We start from the raw sequence: 23,939 nt of genomic DNA, 5'->3' as shown, positions 1-23,939 counted from the left end.
GCGCGTGAAAATTACGTCAAATGAGCTTCACGCGGCGCCCAGGTGTTCGGCGAGGTGACGCAGGTCCGACTCATCGCCCAGTTCGGCGGCGCGCTGGAAGTAGGCCAGGGTCAGCTCGTTCAGGCTGGGGGGCAGGGAGGCGGCGAGTTGCTGGCGGGCCACACGCAGGAAGTTGAGGTTGCCGCCTTCCAGCGCGCGTTCCAGCCAGATGCGTGCGCCTGCCAGGTCGCCGCGTTCGGCGAGCACCGTGGCGTGGCTGAACTGGCCGCGGAAGTCGCCGGCCTCTGCGGACCGGCGGTACCACTGGTGCGCCAGGTCCAGGTCGCGCGGCACTGCCCGGCCTTCCTCATGGAAACGCCCGACCAGGTTCATCGACTTGGCATGCCCCAGCGCCGCGGCACTCTGGTACAGCGCCAGGGCGCGGGCGTCGTCGCGCGGCACGCCGCGGCCGGTGGCGAGCAGGTTGGCGAGGTTGTACATGGCCCAGTCGAGCTTCTGCCCGGCGGCCTGCGCGTAATGGCGGGCGGCGCCGGCTTCGTCCTGCGGGCAGCCCCAGCCGTGTTCCAGGCAGCGCCCGAGCATGTTGCGGGCCATGGCGTGGCCGCGCTCGGCGGCGATGCCGAACCAGGCCAGGGCAAGGCGTTCGTCCTGCTCGATGCCGTGGCCGTCGAGGAGAATCTGGCCGAGCAGCGCCTGGGCTTCCAGGTCGCCGTCGCGGGCGCCGGCGACGATCAGCCGGGCGGTTTGCCGCGGGTCATCGGCAAGCTGGCCGGTGAGGTCCTCGACGTGGATTTCTTCGGTGCGACGCAGGATGAAACTCATGGCGAATCAGACATCCACCCAGCGGCGCAGCAGGTTGTGGTAAGTGCCGGTCAGCTCGACCAGCGCCGGGTGGTCCGGCACGTCGCGGGTCAGCGCCTGGATCGACTGGTCCATCTGGAACAGCAGGGCGCGCTGGCTGTCCTCGCGCACCAGGCTCTGGGTCCAGAAGAACGCGGCGAGGCGCGCGCCGCGGGTCACCGGGTTGACCTTGTGCAGGCTGGTGGCGGGGTAGAGCACCAGGTCGCCGGCCGGCAGCTTCACCTGCTGGGTGCCGTAGGTGTCCTGGATCACCAGCTCGCCGCCGTCGTAGTCCTGCGGGTCACTGAAGAACAGCGTCGAGGAGACGTCGGTGCGCACGCGCTCGCGGCCACCCTGGGCGTCGCGCACGGCGTTGTCGATGTGGAAGTCGAACGAGCCGCCGCCGGTGTAGCAGTTGAACAGCGGTGGGAACACCTTGTTCGGCAGCGCGGCGGACTGGAACAGCGGGTTGCTCCACAGGCGCTGCAGCATGGCCTCGCCGATCTCGCGGGCCAGCGGGTGGTCCTGCGGCAGTTGCAGGTTGTGCTTGGCGCGCGACGACTGGTAGCCGGCGGTGACCTTGCCGTCGGCCCACTCGGCCTGTTCCAGCGCAACGCGGATGCGCGTCACTTCATCGCGGGTGAACACGCCAGGGATGTGCAGCAGCATGGGCCGATTCCAACAGCTTCGATAGTTTGCCAATGATAATGATTTGCAACATGGCGGCACAACCGGCCTGTTCCCGCTTCCGACGGGGGGAAAATGTAAAAGTTGTAAATCATGTGCGTATGGTAATGAATGTGAATTGATACAGGTTCTCAATTGCAATAAATTGCGCGGCCTTCATGAACCCCTGGGGAGGGAGTCTCGATGTCGCGTCAATCCACCGAGTTCGCCGGCAGCACGCCGCGCCTGCTGGTTTCCGCCGTCGGCGTGGCGATCACCGCCATGTCGGGCACTCACCTGGCCCACGCTGCCGAGGCGTCGCCGAAGAAGTCCGGCGAGGACGTGCTGTCCCTGGACGCCGATACCGTCGTGGGTACGCAGCAGCAGGATCCGACTACCTACAACGTCGAGAAGTCCTCCAACGAGAAATACACCGCGCCGCTGCTGGACACGCCCAAGACCGTGACCGTGATCCCGCAACAGGTGATCAAGGACACCGGCGCGCTGACCCTGCAGGACGCCCTGCGCACGACGCCCGGCATCACCTTCGGCGCGGGCGAGGGCGGCAACCCGGCGGGCGATCGTCCGTTCATCCGCGGCTTCAATGCCGAGAGTGACACCTTCCTCGACGGGATGCGCGATGTGGCTTCGCAGACCCGCGAAGTCTTCAACATCGAGCAGATCGAAGTCAGCAAGGGGCCGGGCTCGGCCTACACCGGCGCGGGTTCCACCGGTGGCAGCCTGAACCTGATCAGCAAGACCGCCAAGCAGGCCGACTTCAACGACGCCAGCATCGTGCTGGGCTCCGACCAGACCCGCCGCACCACGCTGGACGTCAACCACCGCCTGGGTGACAACGCGGCCTTCCGCCTGAACCTGATGAAGCACGACGCCAACGTCGCCGGCCGCGACGAGGTCAACGTCAGCCGCTGGGGCGTCGCGCCGACCGTCACCTTCGGCTTCGACACGCCGACCCGCGCGACGCTGTCGTACTACCACCTGTCCACCGACGACATGCCCGACTACGGCATCCCGCTGACCCTGGCCGGGCGCAGCGAGCGCAACCCGAGCAAGCCGGTGTCCGTGGACAAGAGCAATTTCTACGGCCTGAACGACCGCGACTACCGCAAGAGCACCACCGATACCGGCACCTTCCGCATCGAGCACGACCTGAACGACAACCTGACCCTGTCCAACAGCTTCCGTCTGGTGCGCACCACCCTCGACTACATTGCCACCAACCCCGACGACAGCCGCGGCAACGTCGCCAACGGGCTGGTGTATCGCTCCTCGAAGAACCGCAACTCCACTTCCAAGGGCTGGGTCAACCAGACCGACCTGAAGGCCAGCTTCGACACCGGCTTCGTCGGCCACACCCTGGTGACCGGCATGGAGTTCAGCTACGAGGACGTGCACAACCGTCCCTATGTGATCACCCCGGGCGGCGGCAGCGGCAACCTCTGCACCCCGTCGCTGATCGCCAGCGGCGACTGCACCAGCCTGAACAAGCCCACCCCCGGTGACCACTGGACCGGCCGCATCACCGACAGCGCCGCCTTCACCGACACCGACACCAAGACCGCCTCGGCCTACGTGTTCGACACTTTGAAGCTCAGCGAGCAGTGGGACCTGAACCTCGGCCTGCGCTACGACGACTTCGAGACCCGCTCCAGCGGCTACTCCACCGGCGGCCGCGGCTCGCCCGCCGGCGATTTCGACCGCCAGAACAACAGCCACTTCTGGAACTACCAGGTCGGCGTGGTCTACAAGCCGGCGCCCAACGGCAGCGTCTACGCCGCCTGGTCCACCTCCAGCAACCCCAGTGGCGAAACCGCCGGTGAAGGCGGCGGCGACCTCGCCCTGGCCAACGAGAACCTCGATCCGGAACGCAACCGCAACTACGAGATCGGCACCAAGTGGGCGTTCTTCGACGAAGCGCTGTCGCTCAACGCGGCGATCTTCCGCACCGACAAGACCAATGCCCGCGTCGCCTCGCCGGATGATTCCACCGTGCAGGTGCTCGACGGCGAGCAGCGCGTGCAGGGCATCGAGCTGGGCTTCAGCGGTGCACTGACGCCCCATTGGAAAGTCTTCGGCGGCTACACCTACCTGGACAGCGAGATCCTCAAGTCCAGCGTGGCCAGCGACGAGGGCAACCGCATGCCGCAGACCGCGCAGAACAACTTCACCCTCTGGTCGACCTACGACGTGCTGCAGAACTTCACCGTGGGCGGCGGCGCCACCTACGTCGACGAGCAGTTCGGCAACACCGCCAACAGCACCATGATCCCGTCCTACTGGCGCTACGACGCCATGGCCAAGTACGTGATCAGCAAGAACGTCGACCTGCAGCTCAACGTGCAGAACCTGACCGACAAGCGCTACTTCGACCAGGTCTTCAGTACCCACATGGCGCACGTGGCCCCGGGCCGTACCGCGCTGCTGGGCGTCAACGTCCACTTCTGAGGTCGCGCCCCGCTGGCGACCCGCCCCGGCCGATGCTCCTCGGCCGGGGTTTTTCAATATCCGGGCCTGGCCGCTCCGGCGAAGTCGGGCCCAGGGTTAAGAGTGTTAAATTGGCTGCGTTTGCGATCAATTCTCATTAAAATGCCCGCCCTGCGTGATGGCTGGTCGAAGGTGAAGCTGCGGTGTTGAAGAAAGTCCTGTTCCAGTTGCATTGGCTGTTCGGCATCAGCGCAGGTCTGGTGCTGGCGCTGATGGGCATCACCGGGGCGATGCTGTCGTTCCAGGATGAAATCCTGCGCGCCATCAACCCCGAGAGCCTGGTGGTGGAAAAGCGCGCTGACGCCGTGCTGCCGATGGACGAGTTGATCCGCCGGGTGGAAAGCGCCGAGCCGGGCAAGAAGGTCGCCTTTCTCTGGCTGAAGACCGAAGGCGTGGAATCCGCGCGGATCTTCTTCACCCCGCCGCCGGGCCAGCGCCGTGGCGAATCGCGCTATGTCGACCCGTACACCGCCCAGGCGCTGCCCGCGCCGGTGGGCGAGGGCGTCTTCCAGTTCATCATGCAACTGCACCGCTTCCTCGCTGCCGGCGAAACCGGGCAGAAGATCACTGGCGCCTGCACCCTGATCCTGATTTTCTTCTGCCTCTCCGGGCTCTACCTGCGCTGGCCGCGCAAGGCGCTGAGCTGGCGCACCTGGCTGACCTTCGACTGGCGCAAGCAAGGCCGTGCCTTCAATTGGGACCTGCACGCGGTGGCCGGCACCTGGTGCCTGGTGTTCTATCTGCTCGCTGCGCTGACCGGCCTGTACTGGTCCTACGAGTGGTACCGCAACGGCCTGTTCAGGCTGCTCGACGACGCTCCCGCCGGCCAGGCCAAGAATGGCCAGCGCGGCGGCGGCAAGCGCGGCCCGGCGCCGCAAGGCCCGCCGCCGGTGGTGGACGCCACGGCCATCTGGAGCACCATCCAGCAGACCGGGGGCGCCGCCATGACCGCCTACAACCTGCGCCTGCCGCCGGTGCAGGGCCAGCCGGCCACCGTGTTCTACCTCCTCGATGACGCCGCCCACGAGCGCGCCTTCAACGAGATGACCATCGACCCAGCCAGCGGCAAGCTGCTCAAGGACCGCCGCTACAACGACAGCAGCGCCGGCAAGCAACTGCTCACCAGCGTCTACGCCCTGCACGTGGGCAGCTACTTCGGCCTCACCGGGCGCATCCTGATGATGCTCGCCAGCCTCGCCATGCCGCTGTTCTTCATCACCGGCTGGCTGCTCTACCTCGACCGCCGGCGCAAGAAGCGCGCTGCGCAGGCCGCCCGCGGTGAACTGGACAACAGCGCCGGTGGCGCCGACGCCTGGCTGATCGGCTATGCCAGCCAGAGCGGCTTCGCCGAGCAACTGGCCTGGCAGAGCGCCGGCCAGTTGCAGGCCGCCGGGCTGCCGGTGCGTGTCGAGCCGCTGGGCAAGCTGGACCGCGCGCAGCTGGAGCAGGCCCGCAATGCGCTGTTCGTGGTCAGTACCTTCGGCGAAGGCGAAGCGCCGGACAGCGCCCGCGGCTTCGAGCGGCAGGTGCTTGGCCAGACGCTGGGCCTGAACGATCTGCGCTTCGCCATCCTTGCCCTGGGTGATCGCCAGTACGAGCACTTCTGCGGCTTCGCCCGGCGCATGCAGGGCTGGCTGCAAGGGCAGGGCGCGCGCCCGCTGTTCGATGGCGTGGAAGTCGACAACGGCGACGCCGCCGCGCTGCATGACTGGCAGGTGCGCCTGGCCGAACTCTCCGGTACGGCGCCGCAGGTGGTCTTCAGCGCGCCGGCCTTCGAGGTCTGGACGCTGAGCGAGCGCATCCACCTCAACCGCGGCAGCCAGGGCGAATCCACCTGGCTGTTGCGCCTGACCGCGCCGAGCCAGTCGCAGATCGACTGGGCCGCCGGCGATCTGGTGGAAGTCGTCCCACGCCAACCGGACTTCCTCGTGGCCCGCTGGCTGGAACGCCTCGGCCTCGATGGCGCGACCAAGGTGCAGGTGGATGGCCTGACCCTGCCGCTGAAGGATGCGCTCGCCGGTTGCCTGCTGCCGGGCAACCTGGAGCACCTGGTCGGCCAGCACGGCCAGGCGGTGGTGGATGCGCTGATCAAACTCTCGGTGCGCCAGTATTCCATCGCCTCGCTGCGCAGCGCAGGCGCCCTGGAGCTGATCGTGCGCCAGGAGCAACACGCCGACGGCTCGCTGGGCATCTGCTCCGGCTGGCTGACCGAGTACCTGCCCGAGGGCGGCAGCCTGCTGCTGCGCCTGCGCCGCAACCGCAGCTTCCACCTCCCCGAGGACGATCGCCCGCTGATCCTGATCGGCAACGGCACCGGCATCGCCGGCCTGCGCGCCTTGCTGCAGGCGAGCGTGGCCGAGGGGCGCTCGCGCAACTGGCTGCTGTTCGGCGAGCGCAACATCGCCCACGACTTCTACTGCCGCGAGGAGCTGGAAGGCATGCTGGCGCGTGGCGAACTGCAGCGCCTGGACGTCGCCTTCTCCCGCGACCAGGCGCAGAAGGTCTACGTGCAGGACCGCCTGCGCGCCAGCGGCGAAGTCCTCGCCCAGTGGCTCGACGACGGCGCGGCGATATACGTCTGCGGCAGCCTGCAGGGCATGGCCGAAGGCGTCGACCGCGCCTTGCGGGAGATGCTCGGCGATGCCGAGGTCGAAGCGCTGCTGGAGAGCGGGCGCTATCGGCGCGATGTGTATTGATCGGGAGTCGGGCGTAGCCGATCGCGGACGGAGTCCGCTCCTACGCTCGGTGTGACGGGCCTTTCGTAGGAGCGAGCTTGCTCGCGAACAAACTTCCCGTCGGCTCAACCGCTGGGCGGGTTCGCGAGCAAGCTCGCTCCTACAAGATCAAGAGCCGCGCGCCGGCATTCTCCTGTAGGAGCGGGCCATGCCCGCGATCCGCCGGCAGGGCCGGCGTTGGCGTCGCGAGCAGCGATGACCGGCAGCAACGGAATCCGCCGCACGGGATTTCGCGGACAAGGTCCGCTCCTACCTGGAAAATCCTGCGCTGGTCCCAGCGCTATCCCCACCCTGGCTGCGCGCCGCGCTCGGAAGGGAGCGGGAGCTGTCCGTGCCGGCTGATGCTGAGGTTTCATCCTGCACCATACGGTCCCCTCTCCCTTCAGGGAGAGGGTTAGGGAGAGGGAAATACACGCACGGATTTTCAAACGAAGACAGTTGCTCCTACTGCCGCCTGCTGTGCATCCACTGACCCAAAACAAAAAGGCCCCCGCGAATGCGGAGGCCTTTTCGGTTTCCGGTGCAGCCCGGATTCAGGCGTAGCTCAGATCCACAGGAACAGCGCCAGTACCGCCGCGAAGAAGCCCCACTTCTGCAGGTAATACAGGGTACGGTTGCGCTTCTTCAGGGCCTTGCCCTGCAGGCGGATCTTGTACAGCGAGGCGAAGGCGCGGTTGATGCCGCCAGTCTTGTCGCCGTCGTCGTTGGGCGAAGCCGCCGCGGCCATCACGTTGCGGCTGAACCAGCGGTTGAACGCCGTCGCCCAGCGGTACTTCAGCGGCCGCTCGATGTCGCAGAAGAGGATCACCCGGTCATGCGCCGTGGTGTTCTCGGCGTAGTGGATGTAGGTCTCGTCGAACACCACCGCCTCGCCGTCGCGCCAGTGGTAGCGCTCGCCGTCCACCTCGATGAAGCAGCCCGGATCGTTCGGCGTCAGCAGGCCCAGGTGGTAGCGCAGCGAGCCGGCGTAGGGGTCGCGGTGGCGCACCAGGCGCGAGCCCGGCGGCAGCTCGGCGAACATCGCCGCCTTCACCGACGGAATCTGCCGCAGCAGCTCGGTCGTCCTGGGGCACAGGGCGTCGGCGGACGGGTGGCTGTCGTCGTACCATTTCAGATAGAAGCGCTTCCAGCCGGTCTTGAAGAACGAATTGAACCCCACGTCGTTGAGCTGCTCGGAGCGCTTGATGCTGCCGGCGTCGCGCAGGTGCAGGGCTTCGCTGCGGATCGTCTCCCAGTTGTCGCTGAGCAGACGCATCTCGGGGAACTCGTCGGTCGCCAGGTACGGGCGGCTCGGCACCTTGGAGAACAGGTACATGATGCAGTTGATCGGCGCCAGGAAGCTGGAGTGGTCGCTCAACTGGCGCGTGAACTTGTGGCGCACCCGCCCACGCAGGTGGACGTAAACGATGCTCAGGCCGAAGGCGGCCAGGATGGCAGCTTTGATCATTCGGAGGGATATTTCCACGGGTCTAATGGCGCAATGGTACTCCTCCTGGGCGGGACTGAGTATTCTCCAAAGGCCAAAGGCCTGTTGCTGCCTTAACCTGTAGGAAATCTGGAAAGGACGGCGAAATAGATGACCGAGCCCACCGCGCGAATCCTGCTCAACTGCGATATGGGCGAAAGCTTCGGCGCCTGGCGCATGGGCGACGACACCCACGCCATGCCCCTGATCGATCAGGCCAACCTCGCCTGCGGCTACCACGCGGGCGACCCGCTGACCATGCAGCGCACCGTGCGCCTGGCGGTGGAGCAGGGCGTCAGCATCGGCGCGCACCCGGCCTACCCGGACCTCGCCGGCTTCGGTCGTCGGCACATGAGCTGCTCGTCGGAAGAGGTGCATGCACTGGTGCTTTACCAGATCGGCGCGCTGGACGCCTTCTGCCGCGCCGCCGGTACCCAGGTAGCCTACGTCAAGCCCCACGGCGCGCTGTACAACGACCTGGTGCGCGATGACGCGCTGCTCGCCGCGGTGCTCGACGCCTGCGCCGCCTACCGCAAGCGCCTGCCGCTGATGGTGCTGGCGCTGGCCGACAACACCCGCGAACTGCAGCTGGCCGACGTCGCCGACGTGCCGCTGATGTTCGAGGCCTTCGCCGACCGCGCCTACCTGCCCGACGGCCAGCTCGCCCCGCGACGCCTGCCCAACGCCGTGCACCACGATCCCCAGCGCATCCTCGACCAGGCCCTGGCCATCGCCCGTGGCGAAGCCTTCCCGGATATCGACGGCAACCCCCTGCGCCTGCGCGCCGACAGCCTCTGCGTGCATGGCGACAACCCCGAATCCCTGGCGGTGCTGCGGCGCCTGCGTGGCCTGCTGGACCAGGCATGATCCGTGTCGAACCCTTCGGCGCCACGGCGCTGCTGATCACGCTCGCGGAGCAACCCGACGACGCCCTGCCGTTGCGCATCGCCCAGTTGGCCGAGCGCCTGCGCGTCGAGCTGGGGGAAGCGCTGACCGATTGCGTCCCCGGCTGGACCACGCTGTTGCTGCATTACGACCTGATGCGCATCGACCTGCCGCAGTTGCATAAACGCGTGCAGGCTGCGCTGCAGGATTGGCCCGGCGATTACCCGGCGAACGAGGCCGGGCGCCTGCATGAAATCGCCGTGTGGTACGCCGGCGAAGACCTCATCGAGGTCGCCCGGCACTGCGGGCTGACGTCTGCCCAGGTGATCGACCTGCACACCGGCCGCGACTATTGCGTCGGCGCCATCGGTTTCTCCCCTGGCTTCGCCTACCTCGGCGAACTGCACGAACGCCTCGCCCTGCCGCGCCGGGCCACGCCGCGCACGCAAGTGCCCGCCGGCAGCGTGGCGATTGCCGAGCGGCAGACGGCGGTTTATCCACAGGCCTCGCCCGGGGGCTGGCATCTGCTCGGCCGCACTGCGCAACGCCTGTTCGATCCCCATCGGCAGCCGCCGTGCCCGCTGGCGGTGGGCGACCGCGTGCGCTTCGTACCCATCGATGAGGTGACTTATCGTGCGGCCGGGGGCCAGCCATGAGCCTGAAGGTCATCGCCTGCGGGCCCTTGTGCCTGTTGCAGGATGGCGGCCGCCTGGGCTGGCAGCACCTGGGCGTCTCGCCCGGTGGCCCGGTGGATAAACACGCGGCGGCCTGGGCCAATCGCCTGCTGAACAACGCGCAGGGCTTGCCGCTGCTGGAAATCGCGCTGGGCGGGCTGGAGCTGCAAGCGCAGGTGGACACCTGGCTGGCGCTGACCGGCGCCGAGCTGCCGGCGACCCTGGATGGCGAGGCATTGCCGAGCTGGTCGCGTTTTCCCGTGCGGGTCGGCCAGCGCTTGAAGCTGGGCTTCGCCCGTGCCGGGCAACGGGCCTATCTGGCCGCGGCGGGCGGCTTCCGGGCGAATTCGGTATTGGGTAGCGTCGCGACCCAGACGCGGGAAAAGCTCGGTGGTCCTGGCGGCAATGGGCTGCCTCTAGCCGTCAACGATCGGCTGGAATGCGTAGCCGACGGCCAGCGCTGCGCGCGTGGCGCCAGCGTGCCCTGGCCGTATCGGCCGGACTACCGCGAGACCCCGACCCTGCGCGTACTGCCCGGCCCGGATGCTTTCAGCGAGGAACAGCGGCGGGCCTTCTTTGCGCAGCGCTGGCAGGTCAGCCCGCAATCCGACCGCATGGGCATGCGACTGCGCGGCGAAGCGCTGAGCGCCCCGCGCCGGCAATGGTCGTTGGGGATAGTGGAGGGCGCCATCCAGGTGCCGCCGGATGGCCAGCCGATTGTCCTGCTGGCCGACCGCCAGAGCATGGGCGGCTACCCGCTGCTGGGCGTGCTGCACCCGCTGGACATCGGCCGCCTGGCGCAATGCCCGGCGCACAGCGACGTGCAATTCGCCTTGGCAAGCGTGGAACAGGCGCAGGCGGACCTGCGCGCGTTCCTGCGGTTTTTCTCAGGCTGATCTCAACCCTCGAAGCGTTCACCGCGAAACACCCGGCGCGGATTGCCGCGTTCCAGGTGGTGATGGGCCAGTCGGCGTTCGGCGCGCAATTCGCTGCTCGCCTGCTCCGCGCGTTCCTCCAGCTTGCGGGCGATCAGCAGCAGCGCCAGGCGCTTGTTGGCGTGCTGGCTGCGTTCGCTCTGGACCTTCACGCTCAGCCCGCTGGCGAGGTGAGTGGCGCGCACCGCCGAGTCGGTGGTGTTGACGTGTTGCCCGCCGGGGCCGGAGGAGCGCAGGGTTTCGAAGCGCACTTCACCTTCGAGGCTGGCCGGCGGCGCGCTGAATCGTGCGCCGCCGAAGTACCAGTTCTTGCGCCCATGGTTGGGCCGGTAAGGGCTGGCGCAGACCCATTGCAGGGTGCCGCTCCAGCCCTCGGCCAGCCTTGCCGCCGAGTCGCCCTCCAGCGTCAACAGCACCGAGAGCAGCGTGCCCCGGCGCGGGCCGGCTTCCTCCTCGATCACGCGCGCCTCGGTGCCGCTGGCCTCGGCTTCACGCAGCAGACGCTGCAGGGCCTTGGCCACGGCCAGCGCACATTCGTCCGGCCCCTGGGCCGCGGATAGTTGCAGCAGGATCATCAGCAGCACTCCCCGCGGGTCTTGTAGGTCAGCACCGGCTTCAGTCGCGCCAGTACCCGCAGCAGCCCCGCTTCACGCAGCGCGCCGACCACCGAGTCGATGGCCTTGTAAGCTTCCGGCGCCTCCTCGTAGATCAGCCCGCGATCACCGCAGATCACCCGGCTGCCCAGCGCAGTGCGCGCCAGCTGCTCGACGCGGTAGCGCGCCGAGAGACGGTCCTTGCACTCGCTGCGCATCCACTTGCGCCCCGCGCCATGGGCGAGGGAGAAGAGGCTGCGCGGATCGGCGACCGGTTCCACCAGGTAGCTGAAGTCGCCGCGCGAGCCGGGGATGACCATCACCCCGCGGTCCGCCGGCGTCGCGCCCTTGCGGTGCAGCCAGCCGTCGACGCCGTCGACCTGGGCCGGGCTGACCAGGTTGTGGTTCACGTCCAGCACCTGCGCACCGTCCGCTCGCAGGCGCTCGAGCATGCGCAGGGCGATCAGCTGGCGGTTGGCTTCGGCGAAACGCAGCGCGCCATCGTGGCGGGCCAGGTAGTGCGCGCAGTCGTCGGTGCCTTGTGCCAGGCCCTGGTGGCTGAAGCGATCGACCTGCTCGCGCAGGATGGCTTCGCCCAGGCCGCGCGAGCCGCTGTGCACCAGCAGGAGCAGGTGACGGCGGTCGAGGCCGAGGGCTGCCACGGCGGCTTCGTCGTAGAGCTGATCGAGTTGCTGCAGCTCGGCGAAGTGGTTGCCGCCGCCGATGGTGCCCAGCGAATGCTCGTGGCCGCAGGGCGGCAGGCCGAAGCGGGCGATGCGCTCGCTCCAGTCGTCGTCCAGCGGGCCGTCGAGGTTGCCCAGGCGCTTTTCCAGCTTGTCCAGGTTCAGCTTGGCGGTGGCGATATCGGTGCGCCACAGCGCCATGCCGCAGCCGATGTCGTTGCCCACCAGCGCCGGATACAGGCGACCGGTGGAGAAGAACGCCGCGCCGATCGGGTAGCCCCGGCCGGGGTGCAGGTCCGGCATGCCGGCGACACGCTGCATGCCCGGCAGGCGGGCGGTGGTTTCAAGTTGCTGGATCGCTTTACCTTCGATCCAGGTGTCGTCCGCGGCGATCAGGGTGATGCCGTCGGACAGATTTTGGATGCAATTGCCCATTGTCCAATCCCAGGAGGAATGAAACGAAAAAAGAGGATGGGGGCAGGCCGGAGCCGGGCAATGCGATGCCGCCAGAGGGCGGCGGGGAAGCGATTACGCCAGACGCGACCTGCAAAGGGTGATCAGTGCTTGCATGATGTCTCTCCTTTGCTGTCGGTGGATGGGAAGGTGGCGAATGATAGGCGCACGGTGGCCCGCGCGCAATCCTGCTATTTCGGCAGGTGGCGCAACGGCAGCGGAGCCGACTCCTTCACCGTCTGGATCGCGAAGTTGCTGCGGATATCGCTGACGCCCGGCAGCTTGAGCAGGGTACCGGTGAGGAACTGCTCGTAGGCACGCAGGTCGGGCAATACGACTTGTAGGAGGAAATCCGACTCGCCGCTGACCAGGTGCACCGAGATGACTTCCGGCAGGTCGATCACTGCCTGGCGGAAGGCGGCGGCACTGGTGTCGCTGTGGCGCTCCACCTTCACCCCGACGAACACGGTCAGCCCCAGGCCGACTTCGTCGCGGCCCAGTTCGGCGTGGTAGCCGCGGATCATCCCGGCCTCTTCCAGCAGGCGCACGCGACGCAGGCAGGGGGAGGGCGACAGGCCGATCTCCTCGGCGAGCTGTACGTTGGTCAGGCGGCCATCGCGTTGCAGGGCGGCGAGGATGCGGTGGTCGTAGGCGTCGAGTTTCGTAATTGGCATGAGTGAAGACTCTGCGGTGATCTTTTTGGCAGGATATGCCAGTTCAGTGCTGATCGCTGGTCGAATACGCAAGCACCTGCCTCGGCCTTCAGGCATAGAATCCCTATCCGCAATGACTGCTGTGGAGTAGTGCTTGTGGATATGGGTGTGTTCCTGCTGGCCCTGGCGATGGTCTACCTGCTGCCGGGGCCGGACATGATTCTCCTGCTGCACACCGGTGCCCGCGACGGCTCGCGTGCGGCGTTAGCCACGGCCCTGGGGCTGGGTGTCGCGCGGGGTTGCCACGTCGTGCTGGCGGCGACCGGGCTGGCGTTGCTGTTCCGCAGCGCGCCGTGGACCTTCGATGTGGTGCGCATTGGCGGCGGGCTCTACCTGGCGTGGATTGGCCTGCACCTGCTGCGGGCGCCGGCGGGGTTGCCGGTGGCCACGGGCGAGGCGCCGGTTTCCACGGTCAGCTACGGGCGTGCGTTCCGTCGTGGGCTGCTGACCAATCTGCTCAACCCGAAGGCGCTGTTGTTCTGCTCGGTGCTGCTGCCGCAGTTCATTCATCCGCAGAACGGCCCGCTGGCGCTGCAGTTCGCGTTGCTGGGCGGCCTGCTGGTGGTGGTCGGGCTGGGCTTCGACAGCTGCTACGCGGTCAGTGGCGAGCGCATGGGCCGCTGGCTGGCGCGGCATCGGGCGATGCAGCGCATGCAGCAGTGGGGCTTCGGCGGAATTCTGCTGGGCTTTGGCGTGCGCCTGGCGCTGATACGCGACGTGTAGCAGCGCGCTTTGCGCGCGATCGCGGGCATGGCCCGCTCCTACAGGGCTGCTCCGCCTTGTCCGTTGTAGGAGCGGACTTCGTCCGCGATTGATGGCCGGCAGCGCTGAGCGGGCCTGTTGCACATCGCGGACAGAGTCCTACCTGATCTGTCGTGCCGGGGCGTGCCCTCTCCCCCCGCCCTCTCCCTGAAGGGAGAGGGAGCTGTCCGTGCCGGCTGACACTTCGGCCTCAACCTGCACCAGACGGTCCCCTCTCCCTTCGGAGCTGGGCGCGCAGCCAGGGTTAGGGAGAGGGAAATCCCAGGCATGGAGTCCCAGAAGAAGGCTGTCGCTCCAGCAAGAGCCGGACGTGACGGTACGAGGTTGCATGCGTGGGATCAAAGGTCTTCCGGCTGGATCTTCCACAGGCGCGCCACCGAGGGTTTCTGCGGGTTGCGGGCGACCACCAGCAGGCCCAGTTCCTTGCCGCGCAGTTCGCGCAGCAATTGCGCGCCCTGGCGCTGTTGCAGGTTGTCGGCGAGGTGCCCGAGGGCGATGGTCGCTGCTGCCGGATGGGTGGCGACGGGCACGTAGCTGCCGTCGTCCATGTCCAGCACGACGTGCGTCTCGCCCGGTTCCGGGGCGGGGAGGTACAGGCGGGCCTTGAGCAGGTGCGCCATGGCGGCGTCGCGCTGGGCGGCGGACAGCTGGCCTGGCGGCAAGGCCCGCTCCAGCGGGAAGAATTCGTCGGTCGGCTCGGCCTTCCGCTCGGCTTTCGGCTTGGCCGCAGGCGGCGCGGCGGGTGTCCTGGCGCGAGGCTGTTCAGGGAGCGGTAGCGGTGCCGGTGCGGGCGCGCCGACGTCCGCTTCGTCCAGGTCGAGACCGTCCCAGTCGATCTCGTCGAGGTCCGCCGGCTCCGCCGTCTTCTTCCGCCGCGCGGGTCTTCTCGATGACGTCACCGCGGCACGCACGTCCATCCGCCGCTGGCGTTTCCACCGGTGCAGCTGGATGTTGGCGATGATGGCGGCGACGAGGATGAGCAGGAGGAAGAACAGCAGCATGGAAGACCGTGGCCCTGTGGATAACGGCCACGGCGCGCAGGCAGTGGCGGGACGCCACCCTGTCGGGAAACGGGGGATCAGGCGATAGGCCTGTTCCGGCTACGTTGTAGGACGCAGCTGTATCCGAAAGAGGGCCGGCCTATGACCGGCCCGTTTCGCATCAGTTCAGGAACTGCTCCGCGTGGTGGCAGGCCACCTGGCGTTCGTCGAGCAGGCGCAGTGCCGGCACCTCGCTCCTGCAGCGCTCGGTCGCATAGGGGCAGCGCTTGTGGAAGGCGCAGCCGCTGGGCGGGTTGAGCGGGTTGGGGAGTTCGCCCTGGATCTTGATCTTGGGCTTGTCCGGATCGGGGTGGATGGCCGGGGTCGCCGACAGCAACGCCTGGGTGTAGGGGTGCAGCGGGCGTTCGTAGAGCTTGTCCGCCGGGCCCATCTCCGCCGGGCGGCCGAGGTACATCACCAGCACGTCGTCGGCGACGTGGCGGACCACGGCGAGGTTGTGCGAGATGAACACGTAGGCCGTGCCGAACTCCTGCTGCAGGTCCATGAACAGGTTGAGCACCTGGGCCTGGATCGACACGTCCAGCGCCGAGGTCGGCTCGTCCGCCACCAGCACCTTGGGTCGCAACATCATGGCGCGGGCCAGGGCGATGCGCTGGCGCTGGCCGCCGGAGAACATGTGCGGGTAGCGCTGGTAATGCTCGGGACGCAGGCCGACCTGCTTCATCATCGCCTGCACACGCTCGCGGCGCTCGGCGCGCGACAGGTCGGTGTTGATCAGCAGCGGTTCGGCCAGTTGGTCACCGATCTTCTGCCGCGGGTTGAGCGAGGCATAGGGGTTCTGGAAGACCATCTGCACGTCGCGGCGCAGCTGCTTGCGGGTGTCGTGGTCGGCGCCTTTGACTTCGTGCCCGGCGATCTGCAGGGAGCCGGAGGTGGGCTCCTCGATCAGCGTCAGCGCACGGGCGAGGGTGGACTTGCCGCAGCCGGATTCACCGACGACGGCCAGGGTCTTGCCGGCCTGCAATTCGAAGGACACGCCGTTGAGCGCGCGGACCAGAGCGTGCGGCTTGAACAGGCCCTGGGAGATTTCGTAGTGACGGGTCAGGTCGCGGGCGGTCAGAACGGCGTTCATCGGGCCACCTCGGTGTTCAGGTTGAGCGGGTAGAAGCAGCGCACCGCGCCGCGCTCATGGGCGTCCAGGGTTGGCCGCACGGCGCGGCAGTTGTCCTGCACGTAGGGGCAGCGTGGCGACAGCAGGCAGCCCTGGGGGCGGTCGTACTTGCCCGGAACGATGCCGGGCAGGGTGGCCAGGCGTTCCTCGCCGGCGCTGTGTTCGGGGATCGCCTTGAGCAGCGCCTCGGTATAGGGGTGGGTCGGCAAGTCGAACAATGCCGGCACCTGGCCGATTTCCACGGCTTGCCCGGCATACATCACGCAGACCCGCTGGGCAGTCTCGGCAACCACGGCGAGGTCGTGGGTGATGAGGATCAGCGCCATGCCCTGGTCGCGCTGCAGGTTCAGCAGCAGCTCCATGATCTGCGCCTGGATGGTCACGTCCAACGCGGTGGTGGGTTCGTCGGCGATCAGCAGCTTGGGCTCGCCGGCGATCGCCATGGCGATGGCGACGCGCTGGCTCATGCCGCCGGAGAGCTGGTGCGGGTAGGCGTCCAGGCGCTGGGCGGCGCCGGGGATTTCCACCCGTTCGAGCAATTCCAGCGCGCGCTGGCGCAGGGCCTTGCCGCGCAGGCCGAGGTGCAACTTGAGCACTTCCTCGATCTGGTAGCCGACGGTGTAGCTGGGGTTGAGGGCGGTCATCGGGTCCTGGAAGACCATGGCGATGTCCTTGCCGACGATGCGCCGCCGGTCGCGGCCCTTGAGACGCAGCATGTCGGTGCCGTCGAACTGCATGGCGTCGGCGGTGATGATGCCGGGGGCGTCGATCAGGCCCATCAGGGCCATCATGGTCACCGACTTGCCGGAGCCGGATTCGCCGACGATGGCCAGGACTTCGCCCTTGTCCACCGAGAGGTCGAGGCCGTCCACCACCGGGACGGCGTTGCGGTCGCCGAAGCGCACCGAAAGATTGCGCAGGTCGAGGAGGCTCATACGGCGGTCTCCGTCAGGTTCTTGTTCTTGCAGGAGCGAGGGGGACGCCTTGGTCCTTGCTCGCGAACGGGGAACGCGGGGGATTGCAGGTTGGCGAGCAAGCTCGCTCCTGCAGCACGTGCGAAAGTCATCATGTGTGTCTTCCTCACGCCGCGTTCTTCAGCTTCGGGTCCAGCGCATCGCGCAGGCCGTCGCCCATCAGGTTGATCGCCAGCACGCTGAGCAGGATGGTCAGGCCGGGCAGCGAGACGACCCACCAGGCGCGTTCGATGTAGTCGCGCGCGGAGGCCAGCATGGTGCCCCACTCGGGCGTCGGCGGCTGCACGCCGAGGCCGAGGAAGCCCAGGGCGGCGGCGTCGAGGATGGCCGAGGAGAAGCTCAGGGTGGCCTGCACGATCAGCGGCGCCATGCAGTTGGGCAGCACGGTGACGAACATCAGGCGCAGGGTGCCGGCGCCGGCGAGGCGCGAGGCGGTGACGTAGTCGCGGTTCAGCTCGCCCATCACCGCGGCGCGGGTCAGGCGCACGTAGGCCGGCAGCGAGACGATGGCGATGGCGATCACGGTGTTGATCAGGCCCGGGCCGAGGATGGCGACGATGGCCACCGCCAGCAGCAGCGAGGGCAGCGCCAGCATGATGTCCATCAGGCGCATGATCACCGGGCCCAGGCGGGTCGGCGAGAAGCCGGCGAGCAGGCCGAGGAAGATGCCGGGGATCATCGAAATCAGCACCGAGGTCAGGCCGATCATCAGCGACAGCCGCGCCCCGTGCATCAGGCGCGAGAGCAGGTCGCGGCCCAGCTCGTCGGTGCCCAGCAGGAACTGCGAACTGCCACCCTCCAGCCACAGCGGCGGAGTCAGCAGGAAGTCGCGGAACTGTTCGCTCGGATCATGGGGCGCGACCCAGGGCGCGAACAGCGCGCAGAACACGATGACCAGCATGAACAGCAGGCCGCCCACTGCGCCCTTGTTGCGCGAGAAGGCGTGCCAGAACTCTTTCAGCGGGGACGGGTAGACCAGGCTCGGGTCGCTGGCGGGAGCTTTTGCGTCGGTATTCATGGCGTCGGCTCCGGTTAGCGCTGGTGGCGGATGCGGGGGTTGGCGAGGCCGTAGAGGATGTCCACGACGAAATTCACCAGGATCACCAGGGTCGCCACCAGCAGGATGCCGTTCTGCACCACGGGGTAGTCGCGGCGGCCGATGGCGTCGATCAGCCATTTGCCGATGCCGGGCCAGGAGAAGATGGTCTCGGTCAGTACCGCGCCGGCGAGCAGCGTGCCGACCTGCAGGCCGAACACGGTGAGCACCGGGATCATCGCGTTGCGCAGGGCGTGGACGAACACCACGCGGGCCGGCGACAGGCCCTTGGCACGGGCGGTGCGCACGTAGTCTTCGCGCAGCACTTCGAGCATCGAGGAGCGGGTCATTCGGGCGATCACCGCCAGCGGGATGGTGCCCAGCACGATGGCCGGCAGGATCAGGTGGCGCACGGCGTCCATGAAGGCGCCTTGTTCGTCCGAGAGCAGGGTGTCGATGAGCATGAAGCCGGTTTTCGGCTCGATGTCGTAGAGCAGGTCCAGGCGCCCGGAGACCGGCGTCCAGCCCAGGGACACGGAAAACAGCATGATGAGGATCAGGCCCCACCAGAAGATCGGCATCGAGTAGCCGGCCAGGGAGATGGTCATCACCCCGTGGTCGAACAGCGAGCCTCGCTTCAGGGCGGCGATCACCCCGGCGAGCAGCCCGAAGACGCCGGCGAACAGCAGGGCGGCGAGGGACAGTTCGAGGGTGGCGGGGAACAGGGTGAGGAACTCGTGCCAGACGCTGTCGCGGGTGGTCAGCGACTCGCCGAGGTTGCCCTGGGCGAGGTTGCCGACGTAGTCGAGGTACTGCTGGTACAGAGGCTTGTCGAGCCCCAGTCGGTGCATGGCCTCGGCATGCATCTGCGGATCGACGCGGCGTTCACCCATCATCACTTCCACCGGGTCGCCGGGAATCAGGCGGATCAGCGCGAAAGTGAGCAGGGTGACGCCGAAGAAGGTCGGGATCAGCAGCCCGAATCGGCGTGCGATGAAACTGAGCATGGTGGTTGGGGGCTCCTCACCGAGCGGCTACCCGTCGGATCGACGGGCGCCGGTTTCTTATTACTTCGCCGGTTACTGGATGCGAACGTCGGCGAAGTTGTTATTGGTCATCGGGTTGATGGTGTAACCCGAGACATTGCTGCGGCGCACATTGAACAGCTTAGGATGCGCCAGGGGAATCCACGGGGATTGTTCGTGGAATATGGATGTCGCCTTTCTATAAAGTTCCGCCCGTTTTGTAGGCTCATTCGTACGGCGGGCTTCCTGGATCAGCGCTTCGAAGTCCTTGTCGCACCAGAACGCCTGGTTCTCGCCGCCCTTGGCGGCATCGCAGCTCAGGTTCGGGCTGACGAAGTTGTCCGGGTCGCCGTTGTCGCCGGCCCAGCCCAGCAGCGACAGGTCATGCTCGCCGGCCTTGGAGCGCTTGAGCAGCTCGCCCCATTCCAGGGAGCGGATCTGCAGGTCGATGCCGACCTTGGCCAGGTCCGCTTGCATCATCTGTGCCGCCAGCGCCGGGTTGGGGATGGTCGGGGAGCTGCCATTGCGGATGAAGATCGTCAGCTTGAGCTTCTGCGCGCCGGCGTCCTTGAGCAGCGCCTTGGCGCGCTCGGGGTCGTGCGGCCAGTCCGTGAGGTCCTTGTTGAAGCCCAGCAGCGTCGAGGGGTACGGATTGATCGCCGGGCTGGCGGCGTTGGCGCCGAACACCGAATCGAGCAGGGCCTTCTTGTCGATGGCGAGGTTGATCGCCTGGCGCACGCGCACGTCGTCCAGCGGCTTGTGCCGGGTGTTGATGGCCACGTAGGTGGTCATCAGCGCGTCGATGCTGTCCACCGCCAGGTTCTTGTCCTGCTGCAGGGCGGGGACGTCCGACGGCTTGGGATAGAGGGCGATCTGGCACTCGTTGCGGCGGATTTTCTGCATGCGCACGTTGGGATCGAGGGTGATGGCGAACACCAGATTGTCGATCGCTGGCTTGTCGCCGAAGTAATCCGGGTTGGCGCGGTAACGCACCTGGGAATCCTTGGCGTAGCGCGCGAAGACGAACGGCCCGGTGCCGATCGGCAGGTTGTTGAGCTGGCCCTGCTTGCCGGCGGCCAGCAGCTGGTCGCCGTATTCGGCGGAGTAGATCGAGGCGAAGCCCATGGCCATGTCGGCGAGGAACGGCGCTTCAGGGTGCGTCAGGGTGAAGCGCACGGTGAGGTCGTCGACCTTCTCCACCGACTTGATCAGCTCACGCATGCCCATGGCGTCGAAGTAGGCATAGCCGCGGTTGGCCGACTCGTGCCAGGGATGCTTCGGGTCCAGCGGGCGCTGGAAGGTCCAGAGCACATCGTCGGCGTTGAAGGTGCGGGTGGGTTTGAAGTAGTCCGTGCTGTGGAATTTCACATTGGGACGCAGGTGGAAGGTATAGGTCAGCCCGTCGGGGCTGACCTCCCAGCGCTGCGCCAGCGACGGCACCAGTTCGGTGGTGCCGGGGCGGAAGCCCACCAGGCGGTTGAAGACGGTTTCCGAGGTGGCGTCGTTGGTCACGGCGCCGGTGTACTGGACCACATCGAACCCTTCAGGGCTCGCTTCGGTGCAGACCACCAGGTTCTGCGCCAGGGCGGTGCCGCTGCCGAGCGCCAGCAGAAGCGGAATCAAACGCGAGATGGGCATGCCGGTTCTCCTTACAGCAGGTTGAACGGGAAGCTGCTGACCAGGCGGATCTCGTTGACGCTGCCGTCAATCTGATTCTGGCTGGCCAGGTGCTTCATGTAGGTGAGTCGGAAGTTGCTGCTCTTGAGCGGCCCGTCCTGCAGGGTATAGCCGGTGCTCAGCCCCAGTTCGTGGTGCTTGGCGCCGTCCAGGTCGCGCACATCGGCGTAGTTGCCGTAGGCGCCGTTGCGGTCGCCGTCGTAGTGGGTGCCGTCGATGCCCCAGCCCTTGGCGTACCAGACCATGCTGGTCAGGCCGGGCACGCCCAGGCCGGCCCAGTCGGTGGTGTAGCGCAGCTGCAGGGACTTTTCGTTGGGGCCGTTGTAGTCCGAGAGCAGCGAGTTCGCCAGGTTGATGGCGGCGGTCTCGTGCACGTAGTCGAAGTATTCGTCGCCACGGATCTGTTGCCAGCCCAGCAGCACGGCGTGGGCGCCGTGGGTCAGTGTGAAGGCCAGGCTGTAGGCGTCGTTGTCGATGTAGCCCGCCTTGCGCGCGCCGGTGTCGCGGGTGGCGTAGTAGTTGAGGCTGGTGTTCAGCGCCAGGGTCGACGGGTCGCCCAGGTCGTGGGAGGCGCCGAGGAAGTACTGGTTCCAGATGTCCTCGAAATTGCCGCCGTAGGCGGTCACCTTCAGCGCATCGGTCACGGCGTAGCTGCCGCCCAGGTAGCTGAAGCGATCGCCGGTGACTTCGCGGGTGCCGTATTCGGTGGTCAGCTTTTCGCTGCCGGAGCCGGTGCGCGGGCTGGCGCGGGTGAAGCTGCCGGCTTGCAGCGACAGGCCGGTGAGCTCGTCGCTCTTCAGGCTGATGCCGTCGAAGGAGGAGGGCAGGGCGCGGTTGTCGTTGGGCGTGAAGACTGGCGTATCCGGCTGCTGGCGGCCGATTTTCAGCACGGTGTTGGAGGCGCGCAGTTTCAGCGCGCCCAGGCCGATCTTCGACCATTCGCTCTCGGCGTCGCCGTCGCTGTCCGCCAGGGTGCGGTTGCCGCCGCCCGCGATGCGGCCGTGGCCCTGCTCCAGGTTGATGGCCTGGAAGGCCGCCGCGTCGATGCCCACGCCGATGGTGCCCTGGGTGTAGCCGGAGTTGTAGTCCAGGCGGCTGCCCTGCACCAGGGTGTAGCGGCTGTGGGTGGGTACTTTGACGTTATCAGGACCCTTCTTAATGTAGAAGTGGGAGCCGTCCTTCATCTGCTCGCGGGAGGCGAAGTTGCGGGTATAGAAGGTCAGCTTCTGGTCTTCGACGAAGCCCTTCGCGCCAGCCTGGGCGCTGCTGTCGTCGGCCCAGGCGTGGCCCAGGCTGCCGCCGCAGATGGCGAGCGCCAGAAGGGATCGGGTGATTGCGTGGTGTTGCATGAGGTGCTCCATGTTGTTGTTGAGTTTCCTAGCAACGAACGCATCCCCTCCGCCCATCGCGCAGATGGGGGAGCCGGCAGGCAGAGGGGATGGCGGGGGGCCGCCCGGTCTTCGCCGGGCTGGCGTTCAGGCGGTCAGTGCCGCCAGTGACTCATCGGGGATCAGGGCTGGTTGGCCACGCCATAGAAGGAGTTGCGCCCGAAGGGGCTGATCAGGAACCCCTGCACCGACTTGCGCATGGGCTGGTAGACGGTGGAGTGGGCGATGGGGCTGATGGGCAGTTGTTGCGCGAGCAACTGCTGCGCCTTCTGGTAGAGCGCGACGCGCTGGTCGTGGTCGGTGGTGGCCTTGGCCTGGCGCACCAGCTTGTCGTAATCGGCGTTGCACCACTTGGAAACGTTGTTGCCGTTCACCGAGTCGCAGCCGTAGAGCGTGCCCAGCCAGTTGTCCGGGTCGCCGTTGTCGCCGGTCCATCCGAACAGCATGGCGTCGTGCTCGCCGGCGTGGGCGCGCTTGATGTACTCGCCCCATTCGTAGGTGACGATCTTCGCCCGGATGCCCACCTTGGCCCAGTCGGCCTGGATCATCTCGGCCATCAGCTTGGCGTTGGGGTTGTAGGGGCGCTGCACCGGCATGGCCCACAGGGTGATCTGGGTGCCCTCGGCGACGCCGGCCTTCTTCAGCAGCGCCCTGGCCTGTTCCGGGGCGTACGCCTGGCCCTTGATGGAGGTGTCGTAGGACCACTGGGTCGGCGGCATGGCATTCACTGCCAATTGGCCGGCGCCCTGGTAGATGGCGTCGATGATCGCCTGCTTGTTCAGCGCCATGTCCAGGGCGCGGCGCACGTCGGTGTTGTCGAGCGGCGGGTGGGTGACGTTGTAGGCCAGGTAGCCGAGGTTGAAGCCCGGCTGCGAGGGCATGTTCAGGTTCGGGTCCTGCTTCAGCGCTTCGAGGTCCGCCGGGCGCGGGTTCAGGGTGATCTGGCATTCGCCGGCCTTGAGCTTCTGCATGCGCACCGAGGCATCGGTGTTGATGGCGAAGACCAGGTTGTCGACCTTCACGTCCTCGGGCTTCCAGTAATCCTTGTTGCCCTTGAAGCGGATCATCGCGTCCTTCTGGTAGCGGCTGAAGACGAAGGGGCCGGTGCCGATGGGCTTCTGGTTGATGTCGCCGGGCTTGCCCTGCTGGAGCAACTGGTCGGCGTACTCGGCGGACTGGATCACCGCGAAGTTCATCGCCAGGTTCTGCACGAAGGCGGCGTCGACCTCGTTCAGGGTGAACGTCACCGTGTGCTCGTCGACCTTGCTCACCTTGGCGATGTTGCGGTCCAGGCCCATGTCGGTGAAGTAGGGGAACTCGGTGGGGTACGCCTTGCGGAACGGCTGCTCCTTGTCGAGCATGCGGTTGAAGGTGAACAACACGTCGTCGGCATTGAATTCGCGGGTCGGCTTGAAGTACTCGGTGGTGTGGAACTTCACGCCGGGGCGCAGGTGGAAGGTCCAGGTCTTGCCGTCCGCGGAGGTTTCCCAGCTCTGCGCCAGGGCCGGCTGGGCCTCGGTGCCGCCGCGCTGGAACTGCACCAGGCGATTGAACAGGGTCTCGGACGTCGCGTCGTAATCGGTGCCGGTGGTGTATTGGCCGGGGTCGAAGCCCGCCGGGCTGCCTTCGGAGCAGTACACCAGGCTGGAGGCTGCCTGGGCCGTGGAGCCGGCGAGCAGCAAAGCGCCCAGGGCGATGGCGTGCAGGGAATTACGTCGCGTGATGGGCATTGCCTGACCTCATTGTTGTTCTTCTGAG

Annotated in this window: 20 protein-coding genes; 6 read left to right on the top strand and 14 right to left on the bottom strand. The window is 67.1% G+C overall.

Annotated features, from left to right (window positions below; translation table 11 throughout):
* Positions 1-27 precede the first annotated feature (27 nt).
* Both ACNFIA_RS06915 and ACNFIA_RS06910 read right to left on the bottom strand, forming a co-directional pair.
* The gene (locus ACNFIA_RS06915) at positions 28-822 is read right to left on the bottom strand and encodes a tetratricopeptide repeat protein (RefSeq protein WP_416783597.1); all 795 of its coding nucleotides are present in this window, start codon (positions 820-822) and stop codon (positions 28-30) included.
* A gap of 6 nt (positions 823-828) precedes the next feature.
* Positions 829-1,509 (bottom strand): Fe2+-dependent dioxygenase, encoded by a 681-nt coding sequence (locus ACNFIA_RS06910; RefSeq protein WP_259759319.1) that lies wholly within the window; start codon positions 1,507-1,509, stop codon positions 829-831.
* A gap of 201 nt (positions 1,510-1,710) precedes the next feature.
* On the opposite strand from ACNFIA_RS06910, the gene ACNFIA_RS06905 reads away from it, so the two are divergent.
* Complete coding sequence (locus ACNFIA_RS06905; protein ID WP_416783595.1) at positions 1,711-3,972, top strand: TonB-dependent receptor; 2,262 nt, start codon at positions 1,711-1,713, stop codon at positions 3,970-3,972.
* Between the two features lie 185 nt (positions 3,973-4,157).
* A complete protein-coding gene (locus ACNFIA_RS06900) occupies positions 4,158-6,707 on the top strand; it encodes a PepSY domain-containing protein (protein WP_416783749.1) in 2,550 nt (849 codons plus the stop codon).
* Positions 6,708-7,290: 583 nt separating this feature from the next.
* Here ACNFIA_RS06900 and lpxO read toward each other — a convergent pair.
* Positions 7,291-8,190, bottom strand: a complete 900-nt coding sequence (lpxO, locus tag ACNFIA_RS06895; RefSeq protein WP_416783747.1) for a lipid A hydroxylase LpxO — start codon at positions 8,188-8,190, stop codon at positions 7,291-7,293.
* 132 nt (positions 8,191-8,322) lie between these two features.
* Between lpxO and ACNFIA_RS06890 the strand changes: the two genes are divergently transcribed.
* The 3 genes from ACNFIA_RS06890 to ACNFIA_RS06880 are packed head-to-tail and all read left to right on the top strand — an operon-like array spanning position 8,323 to position 10,666.
* Complete coding sequence (locus ACNFIA_RS06890; protein WP_416783593.1) at positions 8,323-9,078, top strand: 5-oxoprolinase subunit PxpA; 756 nt, start codon at positions 8,323-8,325, stop codon at positions 9,076-9,078.
* The gene (gene pxpB / locus ACNFIA_RS06885; protein WP_416783591.1) at positions 9,075-9,752 is read left to right on the top strand and encodes a 5-oxoprolinase subunit PxpB; all 678 of its coding nucleotides are present in this window, start codon (positions 9,075-9,077) and stop codon (positions 9,750-9,752) included. Before ACNFIA_RS06890 ends, pxpB begins: the two co-directional genes overlap by 4 nt.
* Positions 9,749-10,666, top strand: coding sequence for a biotin-dependent carboxyltransferase family protein (locus ACNFIA_RS06880; RefSeq protein ID WP_416783589.1), 918 nt, complete (start codon positions 9,749-9,751; stop codon positions 10,664-10,666). The genes pxpB and ACNFIA_RS06880 overlap by 4 nt, the downstream gene beginning before the upstream one ends.
* A gap of 2 nt (positions 10,667-10,668) precedes the next feature.
* On the opposite strand, the gene prfH is transcribed toward ACNFIA_RS06880, so the two are convergent.
* The 3 genes from prfH to ACNFIA_RS06865 form a co-directional block, all read right to left on the bottom strand.
* Entirely contained in the window at positions 10,669-11,280 is a 612-nt protein-coding gene (gene prfH / locus ACNFIA_RS06875; protein WP_416783587.1) for a peptide chain release factor H, read from the bottom strand.
* Positions 11,280-12,416 (bottom strand): RNA ligase RtcB family protein, encoded by a 1,137-nt coding sequence (locus tag ACNFIA_RS06870; RefSeq protein ID WP_416783586.1) that lies wholly within the window; start codon positions 12,414-12,416, stop codon positions 11,280-11,282. Before ACNFIA_RS06870 ends, prfH begins: the two co-directional genes overlap by 1 nt.
* 209 nt (positions 12,417-12,625) lie before the next feature.
* Positions 12,626-13,108, bottom strand: a complete 483-nt coding sequence (locus tag ACNFIA_RS06865; RefSeq protein ID WP_416783584.1) for an Lrp/AsnC family transcriptional regulator — start codon at positions 13,106-13,108, stop codon at positions 12,626-12,628.
* A 135-nt stretch (positions 13,109-13,243) separates the two neighbouring features.
* Here ACNFIA_RS06865 and ACNFIA_RS06860 point away from each other — a divergent pair, with 135 nt between their 5' ends.
* A complete protein-coding gene (locus ACNFIA_RS06860; RefSeq protein WP_416783582.1) occupies positions 13,244-13,870 on the top strand; it encodes a LysE family translocator in 627 nt (208 codons plus the stop codon).
* 377 nt (positions 13,871-14,247) lie between these two features.
* Here the strand turns inward: ACNFIA_RS06860 and ACNFIA_RS06855 are convergent, their stop codons facing one another.
* From ACNFIA_RS06855 to ACNFIA_RS06820, 8 genes are all read right to left on the bottom strand, one after another.
* Positions 14,248-14,910, bottom strand: coding sequence for a hypothetical protein (locus ACNFIA_RS06855; RefSeq protein ID WP_416783580.1), 663 nt, complete (start codon positions 14,908-14,910; stop codon positions 14,248-14,250).
* A gap of 160 nt (positions 14,911-15,070) precedes the next feature.
* Positions 15,071-16,042: a peptide ABC transporter ATP-binding protein gene (locus ACNFIA_RS06850; protein ID WP_259759328.1), complete on the bottom strand. Its 972-nt coding sequence runs from the start codon at positions 16,040-16,042 to the stop codon at positions 15,071-15,073.
* A complete protein-coding gene (locus tag ACNFIA_RS06845) occupies positions 16,039-17,016 on the bottom strand; it encodes an ABC transporter ATP-binding protein (RefSeq protein WP_416783578.1) in 978 nt (325 codons plus the stop codon). The genes ACNFIA_RS06850 and ACNFIA_RS06845 overlap by 4 nt, the downstream gene beginning before the upstream one ends.
* Before the next feature lie 145 nt (positions 17,017-17,161).
* Positions 17,162-18,073 (bottom strand): ABC transporter permease subunit, encoded by a 912-nt coding sequence (locus tag ACNFIA_RS06840; protein WP_416783576.1) that lies wholly within the window; start codon positions 18,071-18,073, stop codon positions 17,162-17,164.
* A 14-nt stretch (positions 18,074-18,087) separates the two neighbouring features.
* On the bottom strand, positions 18,088-19,098 hold the full coding sequence (locus ACNFIA_RS06835; RefSeq protein ID WP_259759331.1) for an ABC transporter permease subunit: 1,011 nt from the start codon (positions 19,096-19,098) through the stop codon (positions 18,088-18,090).
* 72 nt (positions 19,099-19,170) lie between these two features.
* Positions 19,171-20,754, bottom strand: a complete 1,584-nt coding sequence (locus ACNFIA_RS06830; RefSeq protein WP_259759332.1) for an ABC transporter substrate-binding protein — start codon at positions 20,752-20,754, stop codon at positions 19,171-19,173.
* Positions 20,755-20,765: 11 nt separating this feature from the next.
* On the bottom strand, positions 20,766-22,142 hold the full coding sequence (locus ACNFIA_RS06825) for an OprD family porin (RefSeq protein ID WP_416783573.1): 1,377 nt from the start codon (positions 22,140-22,142) through the stop codon (positions 20,766-20,768).
* Between the two features lie 161 nt (positions 22,143-22,303).
* On the bottom strand, positions 22,304-23,911 hold the full coding sequence (locus ACNFIA_RS06820; RefSeq protein WP_416783571.1) for an ABC transporter substrate-binding protein: 1,608 nt from the start codon (positions 23,909-23,911) through the stop codon (positions 22,304-22,306).
* Positions 23,912-23,939 lie beyond the last annotated feature (28 nt).

The organism is Pseudomonas sp. NY15437, from assembly GCF_048068435.1.
In the GTDB taxonomy this organism is placed as follows: Bacteria; Pseudomonadota; Gammaproteobacteria; order Pseudomonadales; family Pseudomonadaceae; genus Pseudomonas; species Pseudomonas nitroreducens_B.
This window is presented reverse-complemented; position numbering and strand designations above follow the sequence as displayed.